The 18,061-nt window shown below is 41.4% G+C and carries 28 protein-coding genes; 24 read left to right on the top strand and 4 right to left on the bottom strand.

Going from position 1 to position 18,061, the window contains the following annotated elements:
- Window positions 1–150: 150 nt before the first annotated feature.
- The 13 genes from AC04MN_RS13650 to AC04MN_RS13590 all read left to right on the top strand — a co-directional run bounded on the left by AC04MN_RS13650 (window position 151) and on the right by AC04MN_RS13590 (window position 7,404).
- Window positions 151–396 (top strand): hypothetical protein, encoded by a 246-nt coding sequence (locus AC04MN_RS13650; protein ID WP_475383761.1) that lies wholly within the window; start codon window positions 151–153, stop codon window positions 394–396.
- Window positions 396–800 (top strand): hypothetical protein, encoded by a 405-nt coding sequence (locus AC04MN_RS13645; protein ID WP_475383760.1) that lies wholly within the window; start codon window positions 396–398, stop codon window positions 798–800. Before AC04MN_RS13650 ends, AC04MN_RS13645 begins: the two co-directional genes overlap by 1 nt.
- A 22-nt stretch (window positions 801–822) precedes the next feature.
- Window positions 823–1,509 (top strand): hypothetical protein, encoded by a 687-nt coding sequence (locus AC04MN_RS13640; RefSeq protein ID WP_475383759.1) that lies wholly within the window; start codon window positions 823–825, stop codon window positions 1,507–1,509.
- Between the two features lie 94 nt (window positions 1,510–1,603).
- A complete protein-coding gene (locus AC04MN_RS13635; RefSeq protein WP_475383758.1) occupies window positions 1,604–2,218 on the top strand; it encodes an ATP-binding protein in 615 nt (204 codons plus the stop codon).
- A 236-nt stretch (window positions 2,219–2,454) separates the two neighbouring features.
- Window positions 2,455–3,552 carry a hypothetical protein gene (locus tag AC04MN_RS13630; RefSeq protein WP_475383757.1) on the top strand — a complete coding sequence of 366 codons (1,098 nt, stop codon included), beginning with the start codon at window positions 2,455–2,457 and terminating at the stop codon, window positions 3,550–3,552.
- A 74-nt stretch (window positions 3,553–3,626) separates the two neighbouring features.
- Window positions 3,627–4,349 (top strand): hypothetical protein, encoded by a 723-nt coding sequence (locus tag AC04MN_RS13625; RefSeq protein ID WP_475383756.1) that lies wholly within the window; start codon window positions 3,627–3,629, stop codon window positions 4,347–4,349.
- A 2-nt stretch (window positions 4,350–4,351) separates the two neighbouring features.
- Entirely contained in the window at window positions 4,352–4,594 is a 243-nt protein-coding gene (locus AC04MN_RS13620; RefSeq protein WP_475383755.1) for a hypothetical protein, read from the top strand.
- Between the two features lie 4 nt (window positions 4,595–4,598).
- The gene (locus tag AC04MN_RS13615) at window positions 4,599–5,267 is read left to right on the top strand and encodes a hypothetical protein (RefSeq protein WP_475383754.1); all 669 of its coding nucleotides are present in this window, start codon (window positions 4,599–4,601) and stop codon (window positions 5,265–5,267) included.
- A 1-nt stretch (window position 5,268) separates the two neighbouring features.
- Entirely contained in the window at window positions 5,269–5,676 is a 408-nt protein-coding gene (locus AC04MN_RS13610; RefSeq protein WP_475383753.1) for a hypothetical protein, read from the top strand.
- Window positions 5,669–6,130 carry a hypothetical protein gene (locus tag AC04MN_RS13605; RefSeq protein ID WP_475383752.1) on the top strand — a complete coding sequence of 154 codons (462 nt, stop codon included), beginning with the start codon at window positions 5,669–5,671 and terminating at the stop codon, window positions 6,128–6,130. The genes AC04MN_RS13610 and AC04MN_RS13605 overlap by 8 nt, the downstream gene beginning before the upstream one ends.
- Entirely contained in the window at window positions 6,127–6,681 is a 555-nt protein-coding gene (locus AC04MN_RS13600) for a transglycosylase SLT domain-containing protein (RefSeq protein WP_475383751.1), read from the top strand. The genes AC04MN_RS13605 and AC04MN_RS13600 overlap by 4 nt, the downstream gene beginning before the upstream one ends.
- A 112-nt stretch (window positions 6,682–6,793) precedes the next feature.
- Entirely contained in the window at window positions 6,794–7,027 is a 234-nt protein-coding gene (locus tag AC04MN_RS13595; protein WP_475383750.1) for a hypothetical protein, read from the top strand.
- The gene (locus tag AC04MN_RS13590; protein ID WP_475383749.1) at window positions 7,024–7,404 is read left to right on the top strand and encodes a hypothetical protein; all 381 of its coding nucleotides are present in this window, start codon (window positions 7,024–7,026) and stop codon (window positions 7,402–7,404) included. The genes AC04MN_RS13595 and AC04MN_RS13590 overlap by 4 nt, the downstream gene beginning before the upstream one ends.
- A gap of 47 nt (window positions 7,405–7,451) precedes the next feature.
- Here AC04MN_RS13590 and AC04MN_RS13585 read toward each other — a convergent pair whose 3' ends face one another.
- Entirely contained in the window at window positions 7,452–8,045 is a 594-nt protein-coding gene (locus AC04MN_RS13585; protein ID WP_475383748.1) for a tyrosine-type recombinase/integrase, read from the bottom strand.
- Window positions 8,046–8,979: 934 nt separating this feature from the next.
- Between AC04MN_RS13585 and AC04MN_RS13580 the strand changes: the two genes are divergently transcribed.
- Window positions 8,980–9,516 (top strand): tyrosine-type recombinase/integrase, encoded by a 537-nt coding sequence (locus AC04MN_RS13580; RefSeq protein WP_475383747.1) that lies wholly within the window; start codon window positions 8,980–8,982, stop codon window positions 9,514–9,516.
- Window positions 9,517–9,592: 76 nt separating this feature from the next.
- Here the strand turns inward: AC04MN_RS13580 and AC04MN_RS13575 are convergent, their stop codons facing one another.
- Window positions 9,593–9,826, bottom strand: a complete 234-nt coding sequence (locus AC04MN_RS13575) for a helix-turn-helix domain-containing protein (RefSeq protein ID WP_475383746.1) — start codon at window positions 9,824–9,826, stop codon at window positions 9,593–9,595.
- Between the two features lie 324 nt (window positions 9,827–10,150).
- A complete protein-coding gene (locus AC04MN_RS13570; protein WP_475383745.1) occupies window positions 10,151–10,483 on the bottom strand; it encodes a hypothetical protein in 333 nt (110 codons plus the stop codon).
- 271 nt (window positions 10,484–10,754) lie between these two features.
- Between AC04MN_RS13570 and AC04MN_RS13565 the strand changes: the two genes are divergently transcribed.
- The 3 genes from AC04MN_RS13565 (at window position 10,755) to AC04MN_RS13555 (ending at window position 12,194) form a co-directional block, all read left to right on the top strand.
- Window positions 10,755–11,201, top strand: coding sequence for a hypothetical protein (locus tag AC04MN_RS13565; RefSeq protein ID WP_475383744.1), 447 nt, complete (start codon window positions 10,755–10,757; stop codon window positions 11,199–11,201).
- 14 nt (window positions 11,202–11,215) lie between these two features.
- Entirely contained in the window at window positions 11,216–11,836 is a 621-nt protein-coding gene (locus AC04MN_RS13560; protein ID WP_475383743.1) for a TIGR02466 family protein, read from the top strand.
- A 91-nt stretch (window positions 11,837–11,927) separates the two neighbouring features.
- The gene (locus tag AC04MN_RS13555; RefSeq protein ID WP_475383742.1) at window positions 11,928–12,194 is read left to right on the top strand and encodes a YgaP family membrane protein; all 267 of its coding nucleotides are present in this window, start codon (window positions 11,928–11,930) and stop codon (window positions 12,192–12,194) included.
- Between the two features lie 49 nt (window positions 12,195–12,243).
- Here the strand turns inward: AC04MN_RS13555 and AC04MN_RS13550 are convergent, their stop codons facing one another.
- Window positions 12,244–12,561, bottom strand: coding sequence for a hypothetical protein (locus AC04MN_RS13550; protein WP_475383741.1), 318 nt, complete (start codon window positions 12,559–12,561; stop codon window positions 12,244–12,246).
- Between the two features lie 215 nt (window positions 12,562–12,776).
- On the opposite strand from AC04MN_RS13550, the gene AC04MN_RS13545 reads away from it, so the two are divergent.
- The 7 genes from AC04MN_RS13545 (at window position 12,777) to fabF (ending at window position 18,012) form a co-directional block, all read left to right on the top strand.
- Window positions 12,777–13,340 carry a YceD family protein gene (locus AC04MN_RS13545; RefSeq protein ID WP_475383740.1) on the top strand — a complete coding sequence of 188 codons (564 nt, stop codon included), beginning with the start codon at window positions 12,777–12,779 and terminating at the stop codon, window positions 13,338–13,340.
- A 77-nt stretch (window positions 13,341–13,417) separates the two neighbouring features.
- Entirely contained in the window at window positions 13,418–13,606 is a 189-nt protein-coding gene (gene rpmF, locus AC04MN_RS13540; RefSeq protein ID WP_475383739.1) for a 50S ribosomal protein L32, read from the top strand.
- Window positions 13,607–13,631: 25 nt separating this feature from the next.
- Entirely contained in the window at window positions 13,632–14,627 is a 996-nt protein-coding gene (locus AC04MN_RS13535; RefSeq protein ID WP_475383738.1) for a beta-ketoacyl-ACP synthase III, read from the top strand.
- A gap of 25 nt (window positions 14,628–14,652) precedes the next feature.
- Window positions 14,653–15,627: an ACP S-malonyltransferase gene (fabD, locus tag AC04MN_RS13530; RefSeq protein WP_475383737.1), complete on the top strand. Its 975-nt coding sequence runs from the start codon at window positions 14,653–14,655 to the stop codon at window positions 15,625–15,627.
- Window positions 15,628–15,692: 65 nt separating this feature from the next.
- Entirely contained in the window at window positions 15,693–16,436 is a 744-nt protein-coding gene (fabG, locus tag AC04MN_RS13525) for a 3-oxoacyl-[acyl-carrier-protein] reductase (protein WP_475383736.1), read from the top strand.
- A gap of 40 nt (window positions 16,437–16,476) precedes the next feature.
- On the top strand, window positions 16,477–16,713 hold the full coding sequence (acpP, locus tag AC04MN_RS13520) for an acyl carrier protein (RefSeq protein WP_475383735.1): 237 nt from the start codon (window positions 16,477–16,479) through the stop codon (window positions 16,711–16,713).
- A 21-nt stretch (window positions 16,714–16,734) separates the two neighbouring features.
- Window positions 16,735–18,012: a beta-ketoacyl-ACP synthase II gene (fabF, locus tag AC04MN_RS13515; protein WP_475383734.1), complete on the top strand. Its 1,278-nt coding sequence runs from the start codon at window positions 16,735–16,737 to the stop codon at window positions 18,010–18,012.
- Window positions 18,013–18,061 lie beyond the last annotated feature (49 nt).

Genomic DNA, 18,061 nt, shown 5'->3' with positions numbered 1-18,061 from the left:
AAATGGAGGGTTTTATAACGCGTTGTAGCTAAACAAGTATTTTTTACCCATCAGCAACTTAATCTTATTGCCTTTAACCCCCACCTTTGGCAAATAAAAAACACCACAGTAATTGAAATTTTGTTTTGTAAGAATTTTTAAGGACGAAAAATGAGCAAAAAAAAGGCACCAAAAAAGCGCCCAAATAAACCCGTTATTTTGGACGAAAATAAACCACAAGAATTTTTCCTTTTGCAAACCCACCAGCGCTTCGATGAGGTTGACTCGGTGCTTCTGGCGAAATGCTACCAAACAGAACAGGTAAAAAAAGCCAGGGAATTTTTAAGTCTCGCCCGGCATTACGCCGTTAAAGCTTTTTCGGAAGATGCTGTCCAAAAAAACTGGGTTCCGCAATAGTGGAAAATATAAACAAAAATGATGAATTTGACGTCGATAGCATGTTCGGCTCCATAGGATTTGCCGTTTATCTAAATTTTATAAATGAAATTGATCGGAAAAAATTGGTTTCCAATAAACGACGTTTAGCACTCCGCTCACTCTATAAAAAAATGAGGCATAATTATTCTTTTGTCTGTTTTAAGGTCATTTTGGAAAAAGTGATTTTTAATATTTTTAGAAATGAAGGAGAAAAATTTTGGGGTCAAATTTCATTTTATCATGATATTCAAGATCGAATTTTAGAAAATCATTTAATCTATTCTCGTCAAACTGCTTCTGAAAATTACATTAAAAAAGCAAAAAAAATAAATAGGATTTTAGGTCATCAACTTTTAAAAATTCAAAATAAATGCAAAAAATAACTTTTATTGAGAGGGGTCCAGGATGGAATCCAACAATGATTTTTCTACCGCCAATGGCGTGTCGGAAAATAGCGAAAATACGCAAAAAATCGAGTCTTTTAATGCGGCTTTGGCTGAAATTGAGATCGAAAAAAAACCAAATGACCAAAAAGTAGAATTTGGCGGGGGAAAAAGACCCCGCCCACTTACGCGAAAACCCGGCGAAAAAAGGGGCCGTCGCCCCAAAATTGAAGCCGAAAAACCTCAATTCGACCTACAAACTGGCGGCGTCGAGGGTCCCCCCTTAAATGCCTTCGCGCCGCCAAGTCCCCCAATGCCCGAAATGGATTTTAAGCCATTGATTAAAAATGGCTTAAAAATGCCGTTCAAAATGTGGTCTAAAAAAACCGGATGCCCTGATTTGGAATTAACGGATGCAGAGGCCGAGGCTCCGCTCGAATATGCAAATGTGATGATGAATTACTACGCCCCAAGGCTTGAATCAATGGACCCCGGTAAAACGGCACTCGTGATGTTCGGAATTTCAATGCTTATGATCTACGGCGAAAAACAGGCCGCGCTTGATAATTATTTAGAACAGAAAAGCAAAATTCACGGTACCACCTCTGTTGCGGTCAGTGAAAGTAAACCCATAGAGCCACAAAATCAAAATAGCTCCTCGGTTCCAGTAATTGACCGCAACATGATTTTACCAAGGGGAATAGCTTGAATTTGATTCAAAAAATCAAATTAGTGTTTTTATTTTTTATCACTTTTTTGGTTGTTTGGTTGATTCTAACCCTTCTTTTTTTGGCGGCGGTTGCATGAATTTTGGACCTACGGATTGTTTTACTGTTTTAGGAATGCGCGGCTCGGGAAAAAGCTACCTGGCCGCGCAAATTGCCGAAAAATTCCCTCGGCAAATTATTTTCGACCCTATGGCTGAATATTCCGGCGATGCCTACGCGCATGATTTAAAAGGTCTAGTTCAAATCTTTAAACAAATTATCGAAAAAAAAATGCGCTCTTATAAGGTTGTATTTCGACCATCGCCGCACATAAAGGCCACGGATGATTTGATAGATGGTTTTTTTCGACTTGTTTTTGAACTTGGCGACTGCACTCTTCTTTTAGAAGAGGCTCAATTAACATCGACGCCGCACAAATTGCCACATTATTTGAAAAATATATTAATGATCGGACGGCACCGAAAAATAAATGTGATTGCAATTACGCAGCGGCCAGGACAGCTAAATAAAGCCATTTTAGCACAATCGGCGCATATTTTTTGCGGGCAGCTTCACGAACGAAATGATATTGATTGCGTATCTGATTTTTTGCACGTCGATAAAAAGCTTTTGCAAAAATTAGGACGCCGTAAATTCATTTATTTTTCTCCTTTTGAGGACGAAATAAGACTTTTTTCGACCGAAAAATAGGATTTTTTCGTACAAAAAAACCGGGACAAAAAAGACAAAAATAAAAAAATATTCTGGACCTTGAGTTTTTAAATTATCACTCCGAGACTTTGTTAGACGGTAAATAAAAAACAATTTTCAGGAGGAAAATTCAAATGGATAAGAAAGCTCTTATGTATGGCGCAATTGCAGCGGTACTTGTATTGGTAGTTGTTGCTCGTGTTCCACAAGTTAAAAAATTGATCGAGGGTTAATCAATGCCAGTACCAAATTATATTGGCTCTAGAAGCTCTCGTATTCTTGCAACAGAACAGTTCTCAAACAACAAATTGATTACTGTTCCAATCCCAAAAGACTCATGTTATGTGGGCTTGATTATCCGCATATTCGGATCAGTCAGATCTACATGGGCATCAGGGACTCCACTAGGTCGCCCTGAAGGTCCGATGGACTCTTTGATTAACCGCCTTGATGTAACGGTAAATGGTGCCGATGCTATCAAATCGGTTCGTCCGGCGTTCCTTGCATTCCAGCAGTTCCTTGCTACCGGCGTTGAGAATGAGCGTTTTAGCTCTACAGGTGCAACAGCACTTTCGGATTTATATCCTACAACTCCAGGTATCTTTTCGTTCGGGACAACTACCCAAACGACAACATTCCGTGAAACGGTTTATTTGCCTTTTGAGCATTTATTTTGCGAGCCCGGTTTTGGCCGTGAGATGACTTGGTTCAATGCGAAAAACTATCAGTCAGCGGAGTTAAAAATCAACTGCGCGACACTTGCAAATCTTTTGCAAGAAGGAAACACAGCGCCGGTTGTATTTGATAACGCAGACATCAAGATTGAGGTTTCAACAATCGAAAATCCTGATGTTCCGGCGGGTCAGGCATTCCATATTTGGAAGCAGATTCAACAACCACGCGGCTTTAAAGCTGCGGGCCGCGATCAGGCAATTGAGATTCCAAAGGGTAACAATATTGGTGCCATCATGCTTTACACGCTAAATGGTGACACAAATACAAACCCAACAAACAACCTGATTGAAACTGTTGCTATTCGTAGAAATGGGATGACCGCAAAACAAAGAGCATCGTTCAAATCTCTTCAGGCGTTTAATCGCATGGAGTCCGGTGTAACGGCTCCAACCGTTGCCGGTGCTAACAGACTTGATGGAGTCTGCTATGTAAACTTGCTGAACGAGAGAAAAATCAATTCAGCGTTGCCAGCGGCGCAAACTGACGGCGTAAACTCGCTAGATTTGCTCGTGGATACTTCGAGCCTTGCGACTTACACCAAAGATGCAGTTGCACATATTATGTTTGACGAAATTATTTTCGCTATGGACGGCAAATAGTAGTTTCTTCGATCAAGTTTTTTCCGGCTTTCTTTAAAAAAGCCGGATCTTTTGAAAAACTAGGAAGGTTTTTAATGGGATTTGGTATCAAGCTACCAAAAATTAAAATTGGCGGCGATGTTGGCAAGGCGCTTGGCGCGGTAACCGCACCGATCAGGAACACGGTTAAAGCCGTTGAGTCCGTTGGTCGTGGTGATTTGCAAGGTGCTGCTGGTAATATAGCCTACGCAACAACTGGATCTAATTCCGTTGCTATCGCTTCAAACGCGAGTAGCACAGTGAACTCTGCACTCAGAACGGATGCCGCTAACACTCTTACTCTTGGTTTTTCAAAAGATATTACCGAATCGGCCTCGAAAGCAAATTCGGCCTCGTATGGCCGCAATATCGACGCCGCAGACTGGTCTTTGATGGGCCGAACGGCGGTTAGAAGCGCGGTTGTTGTTGGCGCTGTCGCGGCGGCTCCGATGATTGGAAGCTCCGTTGCTAGTATGTCAGCACCTAGCGCCACAACAGTAAGCAATACACTTGCAGGTGCGGGACTTTTGCAAAAAGCAGCAACAAATCCAAACGGTGCCCTCGCTGGTCTTGCTGAAAGCTACGCGCCAGGGAGCGGAGACATCGTTGCAGGGCTTTTGCCTGGCAATCAATCGCGGACTCCGGCCATGACCGGCGGATCTGCTATTGCGCCGACACAAACCAATTTTTCAAAAAGTAACACAGGCACTTATTTAGTAATCGGCTCGCTCTTATTCTTGGGTCTTGCCGTTGCATACAAGCTTAGAAAAGGAATTTAGACATGGGATGGGATGACGTTAAAAATCAACTTCAGGGAATGGTTCAAACTTCAGTAGTCGATTGGGCTAAAGCTTCAATCCCCCGCCCGCCTGGTGCCGCACAAGTTCCAGCTCAAGCAACAAACCAAACACCGGCGGTTGTTGAGATTGCTGGCACGTCGATTGAGCAAAAATATATTTATATTGGCGTCGCGGTTGTTGGATTGATCGGACTTTACTTAATCTTAGGCAAAAAAGGAAAGTAATAAAATGGACGGACTTTTCGACCTAAAAAAGCAGTCACAAAATTCAGAAATTCTATACTCTAAAGAAAAAAGACCGCGTGAATTTGTGCGCGTTGAATTTGACCTCGGCGAATCATACACAAAATACAATCCTTACGAGATTTCGCACCAGTTCAAGTCTTTACTCGTTGAAAGCGTTTCGGGATCAGATGCCCAGGTATTTTTTAAACCTAACTCAATGGACGAATCTCAAGATCACTTAATCCTGATGGAACGTGACTCTATTGTATTTGGTTCTATTGTCGGCGAAGGATTTTTTTACTGGCCGGTACAGCCTGGCAAAAAAATGACTATTGTATTTATGTTTTCGTCTGAATTTAGTTCTGGTTCATATACGCAGAGATCAAGCGGAGCTATTTCATTAACTAATGGAAATAGTTTTACAGTTAATAATTATACAATAGCCAACACGCCTGTAAAACTACTATCTGCCAGTTCCACGAGAAAAAATGCAATAATTAAAATTACAAAAGGAAGCAGACTGAATTTTGGCGACTCATTAGTTCAAAATTTCGGACCTTTTTTTAATCCTGATATTTTCGAATTTAAAAATTCTTCTGAGCTTTGGGTAAAAAATAATGACTATACAAACATAGACTCACAAGCACAAATAACAATATTCGAGGAATACTAAGATGGGCGCATTCTCAAGCAAAATAAAATCTCGCATCGTTTTTTCAAGCGTTGTAAACCTACCAAATCTCACATTGGTAAATGTTCCAATTGTGCCAAATGGCGCAAATGAGTTGTTTCGAGTTTACAAAATTGAGATTCACAACTTGGGTGGATCTGGAGTTATACCAAATTTAATACAGCTTGACCTCGGAAACGCGGTTTATGTGCTTTTAGAGCAATTTACAGTCCCTTCAAATGCTGGCGCTACTGCCCGCTTGTTGGAAAATATAAGTCAACTCTCGTACAATCATCAAAAAACTTTCTATTTTCCAAATGGATTAGTTTTTGATTCAGATATAAAACTTGCTTTAATTAGTAACGCAGCAACGAACAATTGCGGCATAAGGATTACTGGTCGTTATGAGTGATTTCGAAGCCGGCAATCAAGCGTTTAGATTTTTCTGGGAATACTCAAAAAACTTCGCGGGAGTACCTACGACGTTTGCAGATTTTAAAAAGTTCTACGGCATAAAGTACGACATTTATGCTGATGGATTAGGACTTGCAATCAATTCAAATAGACTAAGTCAAACGCAAGTAAGCGTTGCAATGAAGTCTTTAGCAGATCAAGCGCGTGGTCGCGTCCCAAAAGATCACAATTCGTATTTTGCGGCAATCCAGGGACAGGCATCAAAAATTAGTTATTTGGATTTAACTAAAACAGTTGTCGTTGATGTTGTTGAGGCGGGGCTCGACGGAGCTCAGTCGCTAGGAAATAATTTAATTGGAATTTTGAAAATCGCAAATTTTGTTTTGCCTTTCGCTGTAATTTATTTTGGTTATCTTTTTCTCAACCAAAAAGCGAAGGGATTTAAAAAATGAAAATTGCGATTGTTGCCATCGCTTTTTTAATTGTAATCACTATGGAGTCAGATTCAATCATGCCGAGTTTAAAAAATAAATTTACTTCAATCCCCGACTGGGATCACCTCTTTAAAAAAGAAGCTGTAAAGTTCGGTCTTGATTGGAAAATGCTAAAAGCAATTTGCATGGTCGAATCAAATTTAGGCCGCGCCCCAAGCGTTGCCAGGGGTTTAAAAAATCCAAAGGACTTAGAATCATCGAAGTCAACCGATGGTCTGTCATGGGGACTAATGCAAATCAGACCCACAACGGCAAAGCAATTTGATTTTCAGGCGACCGCTGAAAAATTAAATAACCCTGAATATGCCGTGAGAATCGCCGCGCAATATTTTGCATGGTCCTCAATTCAGTTAAAGAAGCTTGGAACGTCACAAGTTGAATACCTGGTGAAATCATACAACCAGGGTCTCCAGGGAACTATAAACGAGATTGCGAGCGGTAAAGGTTTCGCAGATGCCTATTTTGAAAAATTTAAAGCGGCGTATTCCGTAATAAAAAGTGAGGTCTAAATGAAAGAAGCATTCAAATCTTTTTTAAAATTGATCGTTGGTATTTTTATTTCGCAAAAAGCTGATGAGTTACAAAAAGGCGCTGAAAAAGAAATTGATAAAAGGATCGGTAATGACTGAAAATCAAGCGATTGCAGTTTTAATATTTCTTATTTCAAATTTTGGGGCCATTGTCGGTGCTTTTTGGAAACTCAACAATGAAGTTGTGGAACTAAAAACAATCGTAAAGCACAAGTTTGAAACTCAGGAAAAAGAGAATGTGCGGGTTGAGAAGGATCTTAATTCGCTCGGAAATTTGTATCGAAAAGCATTAAATAATAACAAAAATCAGGAGGATTTTATATGATGCTAGCTATCGCGGTTCACTATATGAACAAGTACCCAAACGGACAAGTTGACTACACAGAGGACAAGTTGGAAGTGAGATGTGCAAAAGGACTAAGACGCGTTTCATTGCGCTTAACCGGCGCAGGAACATTGAAAGATTTTTCTGCTGAAACTGGTTGCATTGACAAGCACGACATGAGCCCAATTCCAAAAACTGCACGTTTGTTCAAACTAAATTCTGCTGGAATTATTACCTTGGACGAAAAGCACGAGGAGCGAGCAGCAAGACTTGCAGACATCGTTGTAAACGATAAAGTTTTGGCGATCTCTGAATATGACAAGAGCAAATTTGAAGTTGATTTTCAAGCGCAAGATGTCGCTCTAAAAGCTGAATAGTTTTAAAACTATCAAAATGCAAAACGCCGGGGACATCCCCGGCGTTTCTATTTTAACCCCATCAACTCGCGCATGGTAAATTGCGAATAATAAAAATCTAAATAAACCATTGTGTTTGATACCTGGCGATGGCCAAGAATGGTCTGCAACAGTTTTAAGTCACGCGTCTTGGTGTACATATTCACCGCAAAGGTATGCCGTAGTGAGTGAATCTTTTTCTCTGGATTCGGGCTGTACTCTTGCCATATTGCGTAAAGTCGATCATAGGAGATCGGAAATATTTTTACCTCGGGCTGTACTTCGCGCAAATAGCGTGCATTATGGGTGTCCAGTATCCACCGGCGCACTTGTCTAGATAGATCGACCCGTAAAGGGATCTCGCGGGGCTTAGAGCCCTTTAAAGCGTAAATTGTTAATGAGTGGTTGTGTTCACTGTAATCAGCCCTACGAAGCCCTAAAAGCTCCGAAGCGCGAATGCCTGTTTCGAGTAGCAGCATGAACATGAGGCCGTCCCGAGGGGCCGTCCAGGCGTTAATAGCGCGAATGCAGACCCTTCTTAGGTGGTCCTCTTCCTCTTTGGTTAAAATCTTGGCGGTGGTAATGAGATACGGCTCTTTTTTTCTTTTGGGCTTCGTTTCCATGCGAGGACTATATCACACTTTGTTTACGCCTGGTGTTAATTTTTTTTTAATAGAATGGGGTTCCGGGTAGGGAGCCCCCCAGGTCGCAAGACGCGCCCTGTAATTCCTACACGGTACCCTCGATTTCACTCAAGGTCAGTTCTCAATCTCCCGGGCGTTTTCTGCAACCTACCACTCGAAAACATAAGCATTTAATGTGCCTAAAAGTTCAGCACTGCCTATGCGTTAGGCCCCCATCATCCTAACGCGACCGCATACAGTTTTTTGAGAATTTGAATCAATATCTTTCAGATTCAATGTTTAAGACCTAACCACGCGACAAAAAACCCTTTGGCTTTTTGGCCAAAAAGTCTTAAATCAATTTTCGGGGGCGTGGTCCTTTGATTTCGGTTGTCATCGCTCGGTTCCGGCTGAGTGATTGAACTCCATCCTAGAGTTCACTCAGGACATTAGATTTCGAGAATTCCTTATGAATTCGGGTCAGACAAATTTTGATTATTGTGGTAAATAGCGCAAAATTCGTCGTTTAAAAATCTACCAAAATTAAAGTGATCTCCCCCCTATTTGCTATTTTCTAGCACTCCGAACTAAGTTTTTTTTCGACTCTTTTTAGTCCAGATTCGAGTCGGCGTTTTCGTTAAAAATTCACTCGATTTCTGCAATTCCATCTCCGGTAACTTGCCCCAAACCAAATAAACAACCATTCCTTTAGAAAAATTACAGTGGTGCAATCTGACTATTTTCTTTAGTGCTAAATAGCTGTTTTATCTATATTTTTAGGTATTGTAAGTTGGGGTTGGATATCTTTTCGTACTGGTCTAGCTTGCGACGCGTTGAGTATAAACAAAAGAGCTTTACATATCACCATCTTAAATGCGCCGCATTAAACGGATGTCTTGTATTCGCCATTTTTTTGATCAAAATGGAATTAGATATGGCATCAAGTTTTAATCGCACTCAATTGAATAAAAATAAGTATCTTTTACCCCCGGAAAAGGAGCGTCTTTTAAAAATAATAAAAGATTATATCCTTTCAGACACGCGAGATTGTCTCATATTATGGATCGCCATTCGAACCGGCGCCCGTGCGACTGAAATTTTAAATCTTCAAAAGTCGGATCTTAACTCTTATGATGAAAGCATTTTTATTCGCGGAATTAAGAATTCAAATGACCGAGAAATTCCAGTTCCCAGTGAGTTGTTCAAATTATTATTACGTTACAGCGAGGGGGTTAAAGGTAGTCGCCTCTTTCCCATCACCTACGATCGCCTTTACCAGATTTGGGCCTTCTACCGGCCGGTAGAGAAGAAATTCCACTCTTTAAGACATACTTTCGCTATCGAACTTTATCAAAAAACCAAGGACTTAAGATTGGTGCAGGTTGCCCTTGGTCACCGCAATATCACAAACACCATGATTTACGCAGATTACGTTTACTCCCAAACAGAACTCCGAAAACTAATACTTTAGAGATTCTTAATCTCGCCGAAAATGTTCTCTATTTTGCTTAATTCTGGATGTTTATTTGGCAAAAGGCAGTGCGCATTTAAACATTTTTCTTTTCCAATTTTTCAGCAAGCAAATGCACATCTAACATCGATAAACCTAAAACTTTGGCAATATCGGAGAGTTCGTTCAAACCAAGATCGCCGTCCCCTAGCCATCTTTTTATGGTGGGAAGAGAAACATTAAGCTCATCAGCTAACATCTCGTATGTAAGTCCTTTTTTCTTTAGTTGAAGCTTTAAAACAGTTTTAATTTTTTGAACTACAGTATCCATTTAGAGCCTCCATGCCGAAAAACCGGCACCATATTCCTTTTCTAAAGCAAAATGTCCTTCACCTAGAGAGTAGCCCGTCGAGAATAACCTAATAAAAAGTGCTTTCATTTCAAACCTCCGCCTTTGCGTAAGATCGAACTTAATCAAAAGCCATTACCTTGAAAACGCCGAAACCCGAGGGATCAAAAAATGATACCATGTATGTATTTAAGGATAAAACACCCGCAAAAGGATCTGTAAAAGATACCAAAAAAAAGAAAAGACGCCTTCCTGGGGGGAGTGGAAAGCGTCTTAGGGGGCGTATTCAATTTTTGAGCTTCGATCTTAGAACTCTGATTCGTTAAACTCAGAGGCTAGACGATCCATTTGTTTTTTCTCGGAAGCTCTGTAGTAGGTCTTCTCTTTTTCGTGAACCAACATACCTTTTTTAGTAGGAACATTGATCTCTTTAGCGTCAGCTACGATTGTATTGTCTTCAGATTGAACGCGAGCAGCAATTCTGGCAGCCTCAACTTGAGTCTGAACAGTTTCATGTAACTGCTTCTGAGCTTTCATATTATCTTCGATCATATTGTGGAAATCGGAAACTTTCGCAAAGCTGAATGAAGGAGCTAGTACAAGTAAAAGAGCCATCATTTTAAAGATTTGTTTTTCCATATTTCCCTCCGGGTTACAGTTCGTTCTTGCCTTAGTACTAGAGCAAGCTCGATGCCAAAAAGTCCTGCCTCAAATAGGGAATTTTGAATCATTTCGACTCATTAACTGTCTCGATAGCATGCTTTTTACGCAAAAAGGCCGCTTCACGCGGACCCTGTCTAGAGCTTAGACAGACCTGAAGTTCCTGCTCTTTGTTTTACATCTGAATCTGAAACACTTAGCCTTTTAAGGTTTATCTGCTATAAAGGCGGTTCCGATCGAGGTAAAAGCTATGAAGTCTCAAATTTGGATATTAACTCTTGTTCTTGCGAGCTCTACACTTCTGTCCGCATGTAATTATGCTTTAGACGAGCTAGGCGCACTGCCTCGATCTGGAACTCAACGTCTTTTAGATGAGGTTGGGAAAAACCAAGAAAAGATTGTAGATCTAGATACAGCTCCGTTGAGTTTTACAGTTCTTCGCGCCGAGATCCTAGATAAGAAATGTATGAGTTGCCACTCGGTTGAAAAAGCAAAAGACACAGTCCTAGAAACTCTTGAAGACATGAAGCTTTCCGACCTTATCGCTGAAAAAGCAGAGGACTCGATTCTTTACCAAGTCTGCGTACCGGGAATGGCCAAGAGATTTATGCCTCCTAAAAAATCGAATATTCCTGCATTGGACGAAAAAGAATTATCTTATTTAAAACGTTGGATAGATGCCGGAACGCCAGAGTAAGGCTATAAATAAATATGATTAAAACCTTATTTCCGAGTCAAATATACTACGCAAAGAATATCTCGAAAAACGCCAAACAGTTGAATAAAGACCTTTTGAGCGAATGCGAAAAGTTCGCTCAGATTGATGACAAAGGGCTTGAATGGTCGAAAAAAAACTATATCGGAGGCTATACGTCCTATGGCTCTTTAGCCCAGATGTGGACTCTTTCAAGCACGTTTAACGACTTAAAAAAAGAGCTGGATAAACACACCAAAAAATATATTAAAGCGCTGTCCTGGGACGTCGACCCTAAAAGCATTCAAATGACAAGTCTATGGATCAATATTATGCCTACAACTGTCACACACTCCTGGCATATCCATCCGCATTCGGCAATATCTGGAACTTATTACGTCAAGACACCAAAAAACTGTTCAGCCATTAAATTTGAAGATCCAAGAATTCGCAACTTTATGAATACGCCCACTCGCTGCTCAGACGCCGCAAAAGAACACCAATGGCACTATCAAGTCAAACCTGAAGCGGGCCATATTGTTCTTTTTGAATCATGGATGAGCCACGAAGTCCCTCCGAATCAAGCCAAAGACGAGCGCGTTTCGATCAGTTTCAACTACGACTGGATTCGTAATTAAGCTTAAGAATTGAGTTTGTGTCAGACAGAGACAAATTCAAGAGTTGCCTTGTTTTTTCCGATAAATAAATCGGTATAAAACAGGAGGACATATGTATTGCAACATGGGAATGACGGACAGATATTTTAGAATTTTCATTGGCCTTGCGTTGTTTAGCCAAGCATTCATCGGTTTCCAACAGCCTATTTTCCTCTTTGGATTCTTTCCCTTATTAATGGGGTTGAGTGGGTGGTGCCCAGCCTTCAGTCTTATTAATTGGTCCACGATGACCGAAAAGGAAATGGAGGAGCAAATCCAGCAATTCAAAAAAGAAGAGCAAGAATTTGCTAGTGGATCCGAAAAATCCAAGGCAGCTTAAGACGCTCCAACTCGATAAAAAAAAGAGAGCCTAAGGCTCTCTCTTTTTTTTATTCTCCATAAAGAAGCTCGTAATGAACTAAATTGCATTTTTGGTCTAAAACAAAAGCTTCCCTAAACCAGCCGCTATAGTACGATCCTGTATTTGTATAAATAACCGTATCTTCAGGGTAAGGTCCTAATTTTTCCTCAAATTCAGCACCCGCTTTTAGCACGCCCTCGTACTCTGGGCTGGCCGGTTGATCGCTTGGATTACCGCGCTCTTCTATAATGCTACCGATGTCTGAAGAGCAAAGAGGTGTTTGTGCGTTTGAACTCGCTCCAATCAAAAGAGACATTGTTACCAAGAAAATACCGAAAGATCTCATATTAACTCCGATAGGTTGGGATGTTATTTGTGCGCAATATAGCTTAAACCGGATTTTTTTTAAATTCAGGATACTGTTAAGCCTCATTTCGGGCTGCCTTTGAGGTCTTTTTTCAAAGACCTCAGTCTGCCATGGAGGCTTCTTGACTCTTAGTTTAAAAAGTCTTAGAACCTGATTCTTTCGTTCGGACCCCTAAGTCTCCCAAGGAGAATGTTATGATCACTTCGCTTATTAAACTGACTGAAATTCCAGAAGAAGGCATGTCTTTTTCGTGGAATCGCCGTACGGGTGAGGCTACAAAAGCTTTGGTTGATCTTATCCAGGATTCTGATTTTAATGCTGAATTCTTTATTAAACCACTTAATCAGCATGACTATTCTTTAACTGGAAACATTAAAACAGAACTTGCTGATGTCTGCTCTCGTTGTGGTGTTGATTTTAAAGTTAAGATCAATACTCGATTCAATGAAGTCCTCATTCCGAAGCAGTCTGAAGATCGAACAGGGAAATACTCGAAGGTAAATCATATTTCAGAAAAGGAATTAGATGGGCCCGAGGTGTGCGAATACATTAATAACCTTTTTGATATGGGCGAATACCTTCATGAAGCGGTGGCACTTGCTGCACCTTTTAATCCCGTAGCCCCCATAGATGAAGAAGGAAATCACAAAACTTGTAATAATCCTGAAAAAGATCAGGTAGTTATCTACGATGAAGTGATGCCGCACGAAGACAAGAAGAATCCCTTTGCAGCATTGAAGAATTTAAAACTGAATTAAACGCTTGATTTTTAAAAGACTTTGGTTAGATTACCAGTCTTTGTTAATAGACTTTTGGATATTAAAAGAGGTTAGAAATGCCAACTCCTAAGAAAAAGACTTCTCGCTCTAGACGTGATATGCGCCGTTCTCATGACGGACTTGAAACTCCAGCTTTGGCTGTAGATAAGAAAACTGGTGACCTTGTACGTCCTCACCGTGCATCTAAAGGTGCAGACGGTGCTATGTACTACAAGGGCAAGCAGATCTCTGCGGCTAAGAACTAATCTAGGTTTCTAGGATATACTATCCATGGCAGGACAGTTTCGATCCCGGATAGCAGGGACAGGCTCATATTTACCTGAGAAGATTTTAAACAATCAGGATATCGAGAAACTGGTCGACACAACCGACCAGTGGATCCGTGAACGCACTGGGATCGAACGCCGCCATATTGCGGCCGAGAACGAGGCCACATCGGACTTGTCACTCAAAGCAAGCCTTCGCGCTCTTGAGGACGCTCAACTTTCTCCAGAAGACATTGATATGATTTTGGTCGCAACTGTTTCTGGCGATCAGGTCATGCCGTCGACCGCTTGTGTACTTCAGGCAAAGCTTGGATGCAAAGACGTCATGGCTTTTGATCTATCGGCAGCGTGTTCTGGATTCGTCTACGGCCTATCTGTAGCCGACCAATTCATTCGCTCGGGAATGTACAAAAACATTTTAGTTGTTGGAGCAGAAGTTCTTCATCGCTTTGTTAATTACAAAGATCGTGATACCTGCATATTATTTGGGGACGGTGCTGGCGCTTGGATTGTCCAGCGGGCTCCGGAACAATCAGAAAATATCATATTCTCATCACACCTTCATGCGGATGGAAGCCTAGGCGAGCTATTTCAATTGGCTGCCGGTGGATCTAAAATACCAATCACTCATACTGTTTTAGAAAATGATCAACAATACATGACAATGAAGGGACGCGAAATTTTTAAAAACGCTGTCCGTACTATGTCCCAATGCTGCTCTGAAGTTTTAGAGCACAACAAAGTTTCTGCAGATAAAGTTGATTGGGTTATTCCTCATCAAGCTAATAAACGCATCATCGAGGCTGTTGCAGATCACTTCAAAATTCCAATTGAAAAAGTCATTATTCGACTTGCAGAAACAGGAAACACCTCTGCTGCGTCGATTCCTATCGCCTTTGAAATGGCTAAAAAAGATGGTCACATTAAACGTGGTCAGACTATTTTATTAACCGCCTTTGGAGCCGGCCTGACATCAGGCAGTTTGCTCTTAAAATATTAAAATCTTAAACACCGAGGTCGATTCTATGATGAATTTGATTTTCCCAGGACAAGGCAGTCAGCAACCTGGAATGGGTCTGTATTTATTCGAAAACTTTAAAGCGGCGAAAGACGTTTTTGAAGAGGCTTCCGATGCGATTAATTTCGATGTAAAAAAGCTTTGCTTCCATGGTTCTGAATCGGAGTTAGCGCTTACAGAAAATACTCAGCCGGCGCTTCTAACTGTCTCCACGGCAACTCAAAAAGTTTTACGCTCTGAGTTCGGCGTTAAAGTAGATTCTGCAGCCGGACACTCTATCGGTGAATACGCAGCACTGGTTGCCGCAGACGCACTACGTTTTTCAGATGCCGTGAAAGCTGTTCGTATTCGCGGACAAGCGATGCAGTCCGCTGTGCCTGTCGGCCAGGGCGGCATGGTAGCCCTACTAGGACTTGAAGCCGAACAAGCTGCTGAACTTTGCGCTTATGCCGTTAAAGGAGCCGGATTAGGACCACTATCCCCTGCCAACTTCAATTGCCCCGGTCAAATCGTTATTTCGGGTAATCAAAAAACAATTGATTGGCTTAAAGACAACTTTAAACCCGAAAATATTTGGGGAGAGAACGCTCCTCGACGAGCTAAAATGATTCCTTTGACGGTTTCAGCCCCTTTCCACTGTGAAATGATGAGGCCGGCGGAAGAAAAGATGAGATCCGTCTTAAGCCAAATGGAATTTAAGAATGCCACATTCCCTATCTTACAAAACTTCAATGCTAGCTTTGTAACCGAAGCTGCTGATTTACGAGAAAATTTAATTCGTCAGGTCTCTGCTCCGGTGTTGTGGACTCAATCGATGATGTTAATGAAGACTCAAAATAAAAAGAACTTCATCGAGTGTGGCGTGGGAAAAGTTCTTAACGGCCTACTAAAAAAAATAGAGCCAGAGTTCAATGTTCTAAACACAAACTCAATGGAAGATCTTAAAATTATTGAAGATTTTCTGAAAGCATCTAGTCATTGATTTTTCTTGAGTTTCCCTCAGACCTCGGACACAGTGTGTACCAGAAAAAACGATGGAGCATTTGAATGAACAGCCTGGTTGGTAAAAAAATCGTTGTTACAGGTGGCAGCCGTGGTATTGGCGCTGCAATTGTTCGCCTTCTTGCTGAAGAAGGTGCTCAGGTTGCATTTACATATTCTTCTCGGGAAGAATCAGCTCAGCAAGTAGCACAGACTCTTAAAGGGGAAGGTCATTTTTATGTAAAAATGGACATCTCTTCTGAAGAGTCAGTTAATCAAGCTTCTGATCAGATTTTTGCAAAATGGCCAGAAGTTGACGGCCTGGTTAATAATGCTGGAATCACGAAAGATGCTCTGCTTATGAGAATGAAGACAGAAGACTTCGACAGCGTAATGAATACGAATTTACGCGGGACTTTCCTGACGACAAAGATATTCTCTAAAGTGATGATGAAGGCGCGTAAGGGCTCTATCGTTAATATCACTTCTGTTATTGGTCAAACTGGAAACCCAGGACAAGCTAACTATGCGGCTTCAAAAGCAGGAACTGTTGGTTTTACAAAATCGGTCGCGGCAGAACTTGCTTCGCGCAATCTTCGATTGAACTGCGTAGCTCCGGGCTTTATTGCAACTGAAATGACTGATATTTTAACTGAAGATCAAAAAAATAAGATTATGGAACAAATCCCACTAGGAAAAATCGGCGATGCTGTGGATGTTGCTCAAGCCGTTCGTTTCCTTCTGAGTGATGAGTCAAAATACATCACCGGACACACAATCAGTGTGAACGGTGGGATGTTCATGGAATAAATTAATAACGTTTATATAAATAAACAACTAAGGAGGACAAATGTCTCTTAATCCTAAAATCAAAGATATCATCGTTGAACAATTGGGCGTTGATCCTGAGAAAGTTAAATTGGAAGCTTCTTTCATTGACGATCTTGGCGCTGACTCATTGGATATCGTTGAGCTAGTTATGGCCATGGAAGAGGAATTCGATCTTGAAATTCCAGACGAAGATGCTGAAAAACTTAAAACAGTTCAAAACGTAGTTGATTACATTACCTCTAAAGGTAAAGCGTAATTTTTACGGCGGACAATTAGTATGAGCACCCAGTACATGCGCCCAGCAAAAACACAAAGAAGAGTTGTCGTCACTGGCGTTGGAGCCGTGACTCCCCTAGGAAATACAATCCAAGATTCTTGGAGTAATGCCCTTCAAGGGAAGTCTGGTATTGCAACGATCACAAGATTCGATCATACCAATTTCGATGTGCATTTTGCAGGCGAAGTAAAGGGCTTCAATCCTGATCTCTACATAGAGAAAAAGGAACAAAAGAAGATGGGAACCTTTATCCATTACTCGATAGCCTCTACCAAAATGGCTCTTGAGATGGCGGGGTACCCAATGATGCTTCCCGAAGCAATTCGTGCTCGTACTGGTGTTCTGATTGGAGTTGGCATGGGTGGCCTTGAGGATATCGAGGAACAACATGCCAAACTAAAAGATCGCGGTCCAGGCCGTATCAGTCCCTTCTTTATTCCAGGGGTAATCACCAACCTGGCTGCCGGACAAGTCAGTATTTACACTGGCGCCCAAGGACCTAACTATTCTGTCACTTCAGCTTGTGCCTCTGGTGCTCACGCAATCGGAGAAGCCGTTCGTTATATCCGTGATGGACTCATGGATATGATGATTGCTGGCGGATCTGAAAGTACAGTTTGTGGTCTTGGTATCGGTGGATTTGCTGCGATGAAGGCTTTATCGACCCGCAATGATGCTCCAGAATTAGCAAGTCGTCCGTGGGATAAAGATCGTGATGGCTTTGTTTTAGCTGAAGGTGCCGCCACTCTTATTCTTGAGGATCTTGAGACGGCTCTAAAGCGCGGAGCTAATATTCTTTGTGAAGTAACTGGTTACGGTGCTTCTGCGGACGCTTATCATATGACAACCCCAGCCCCTGAAGGTGCTGGTGGAGCTAAAGCTATGATTATGGCGCTTAACGACGCAAACCTTAAACCTTCAGATATCAACTACATCAATGCTCATGGCACCTCCACTCCTGTTGGTGATGGTCTTGAAACAGCCGGTGTTAAATCTGTATTTGGCGATCATGCGAAAAAACTTTGGGTTTCTTCGACAAAATCAATGACAGGACATGCTCTTGGAGCTGCTGGCGCTATTGAAGCTGCCTTCTGTGTCATGACGATTAAAGATCAGATCGTGGCTCCTACAATCAATCTAGTGAATCCAAGCGATGATTGCGATTTGGATTATGTTCCACTCAAAGCTCGAGATGGAAAAATCGAGCATGTTTTAAATAACAGCTTTGGTTTCGGTGGAACCAATGCGTGCTTAGCACTCTCGAAATTTAAACTTTAAAAAAAGGACTCTGCGGAGTCCTTTTTTTTGGTTTTCTTTCCCTGTCGAC

This window comes from Bdellovibrio sp. ZFWA1 (assembly GCF_056175665.1).
Note: the sequence above shows the minus strand (reverse complement) of the source record. Positions and strands in the feature narration are given on the sequence as shown.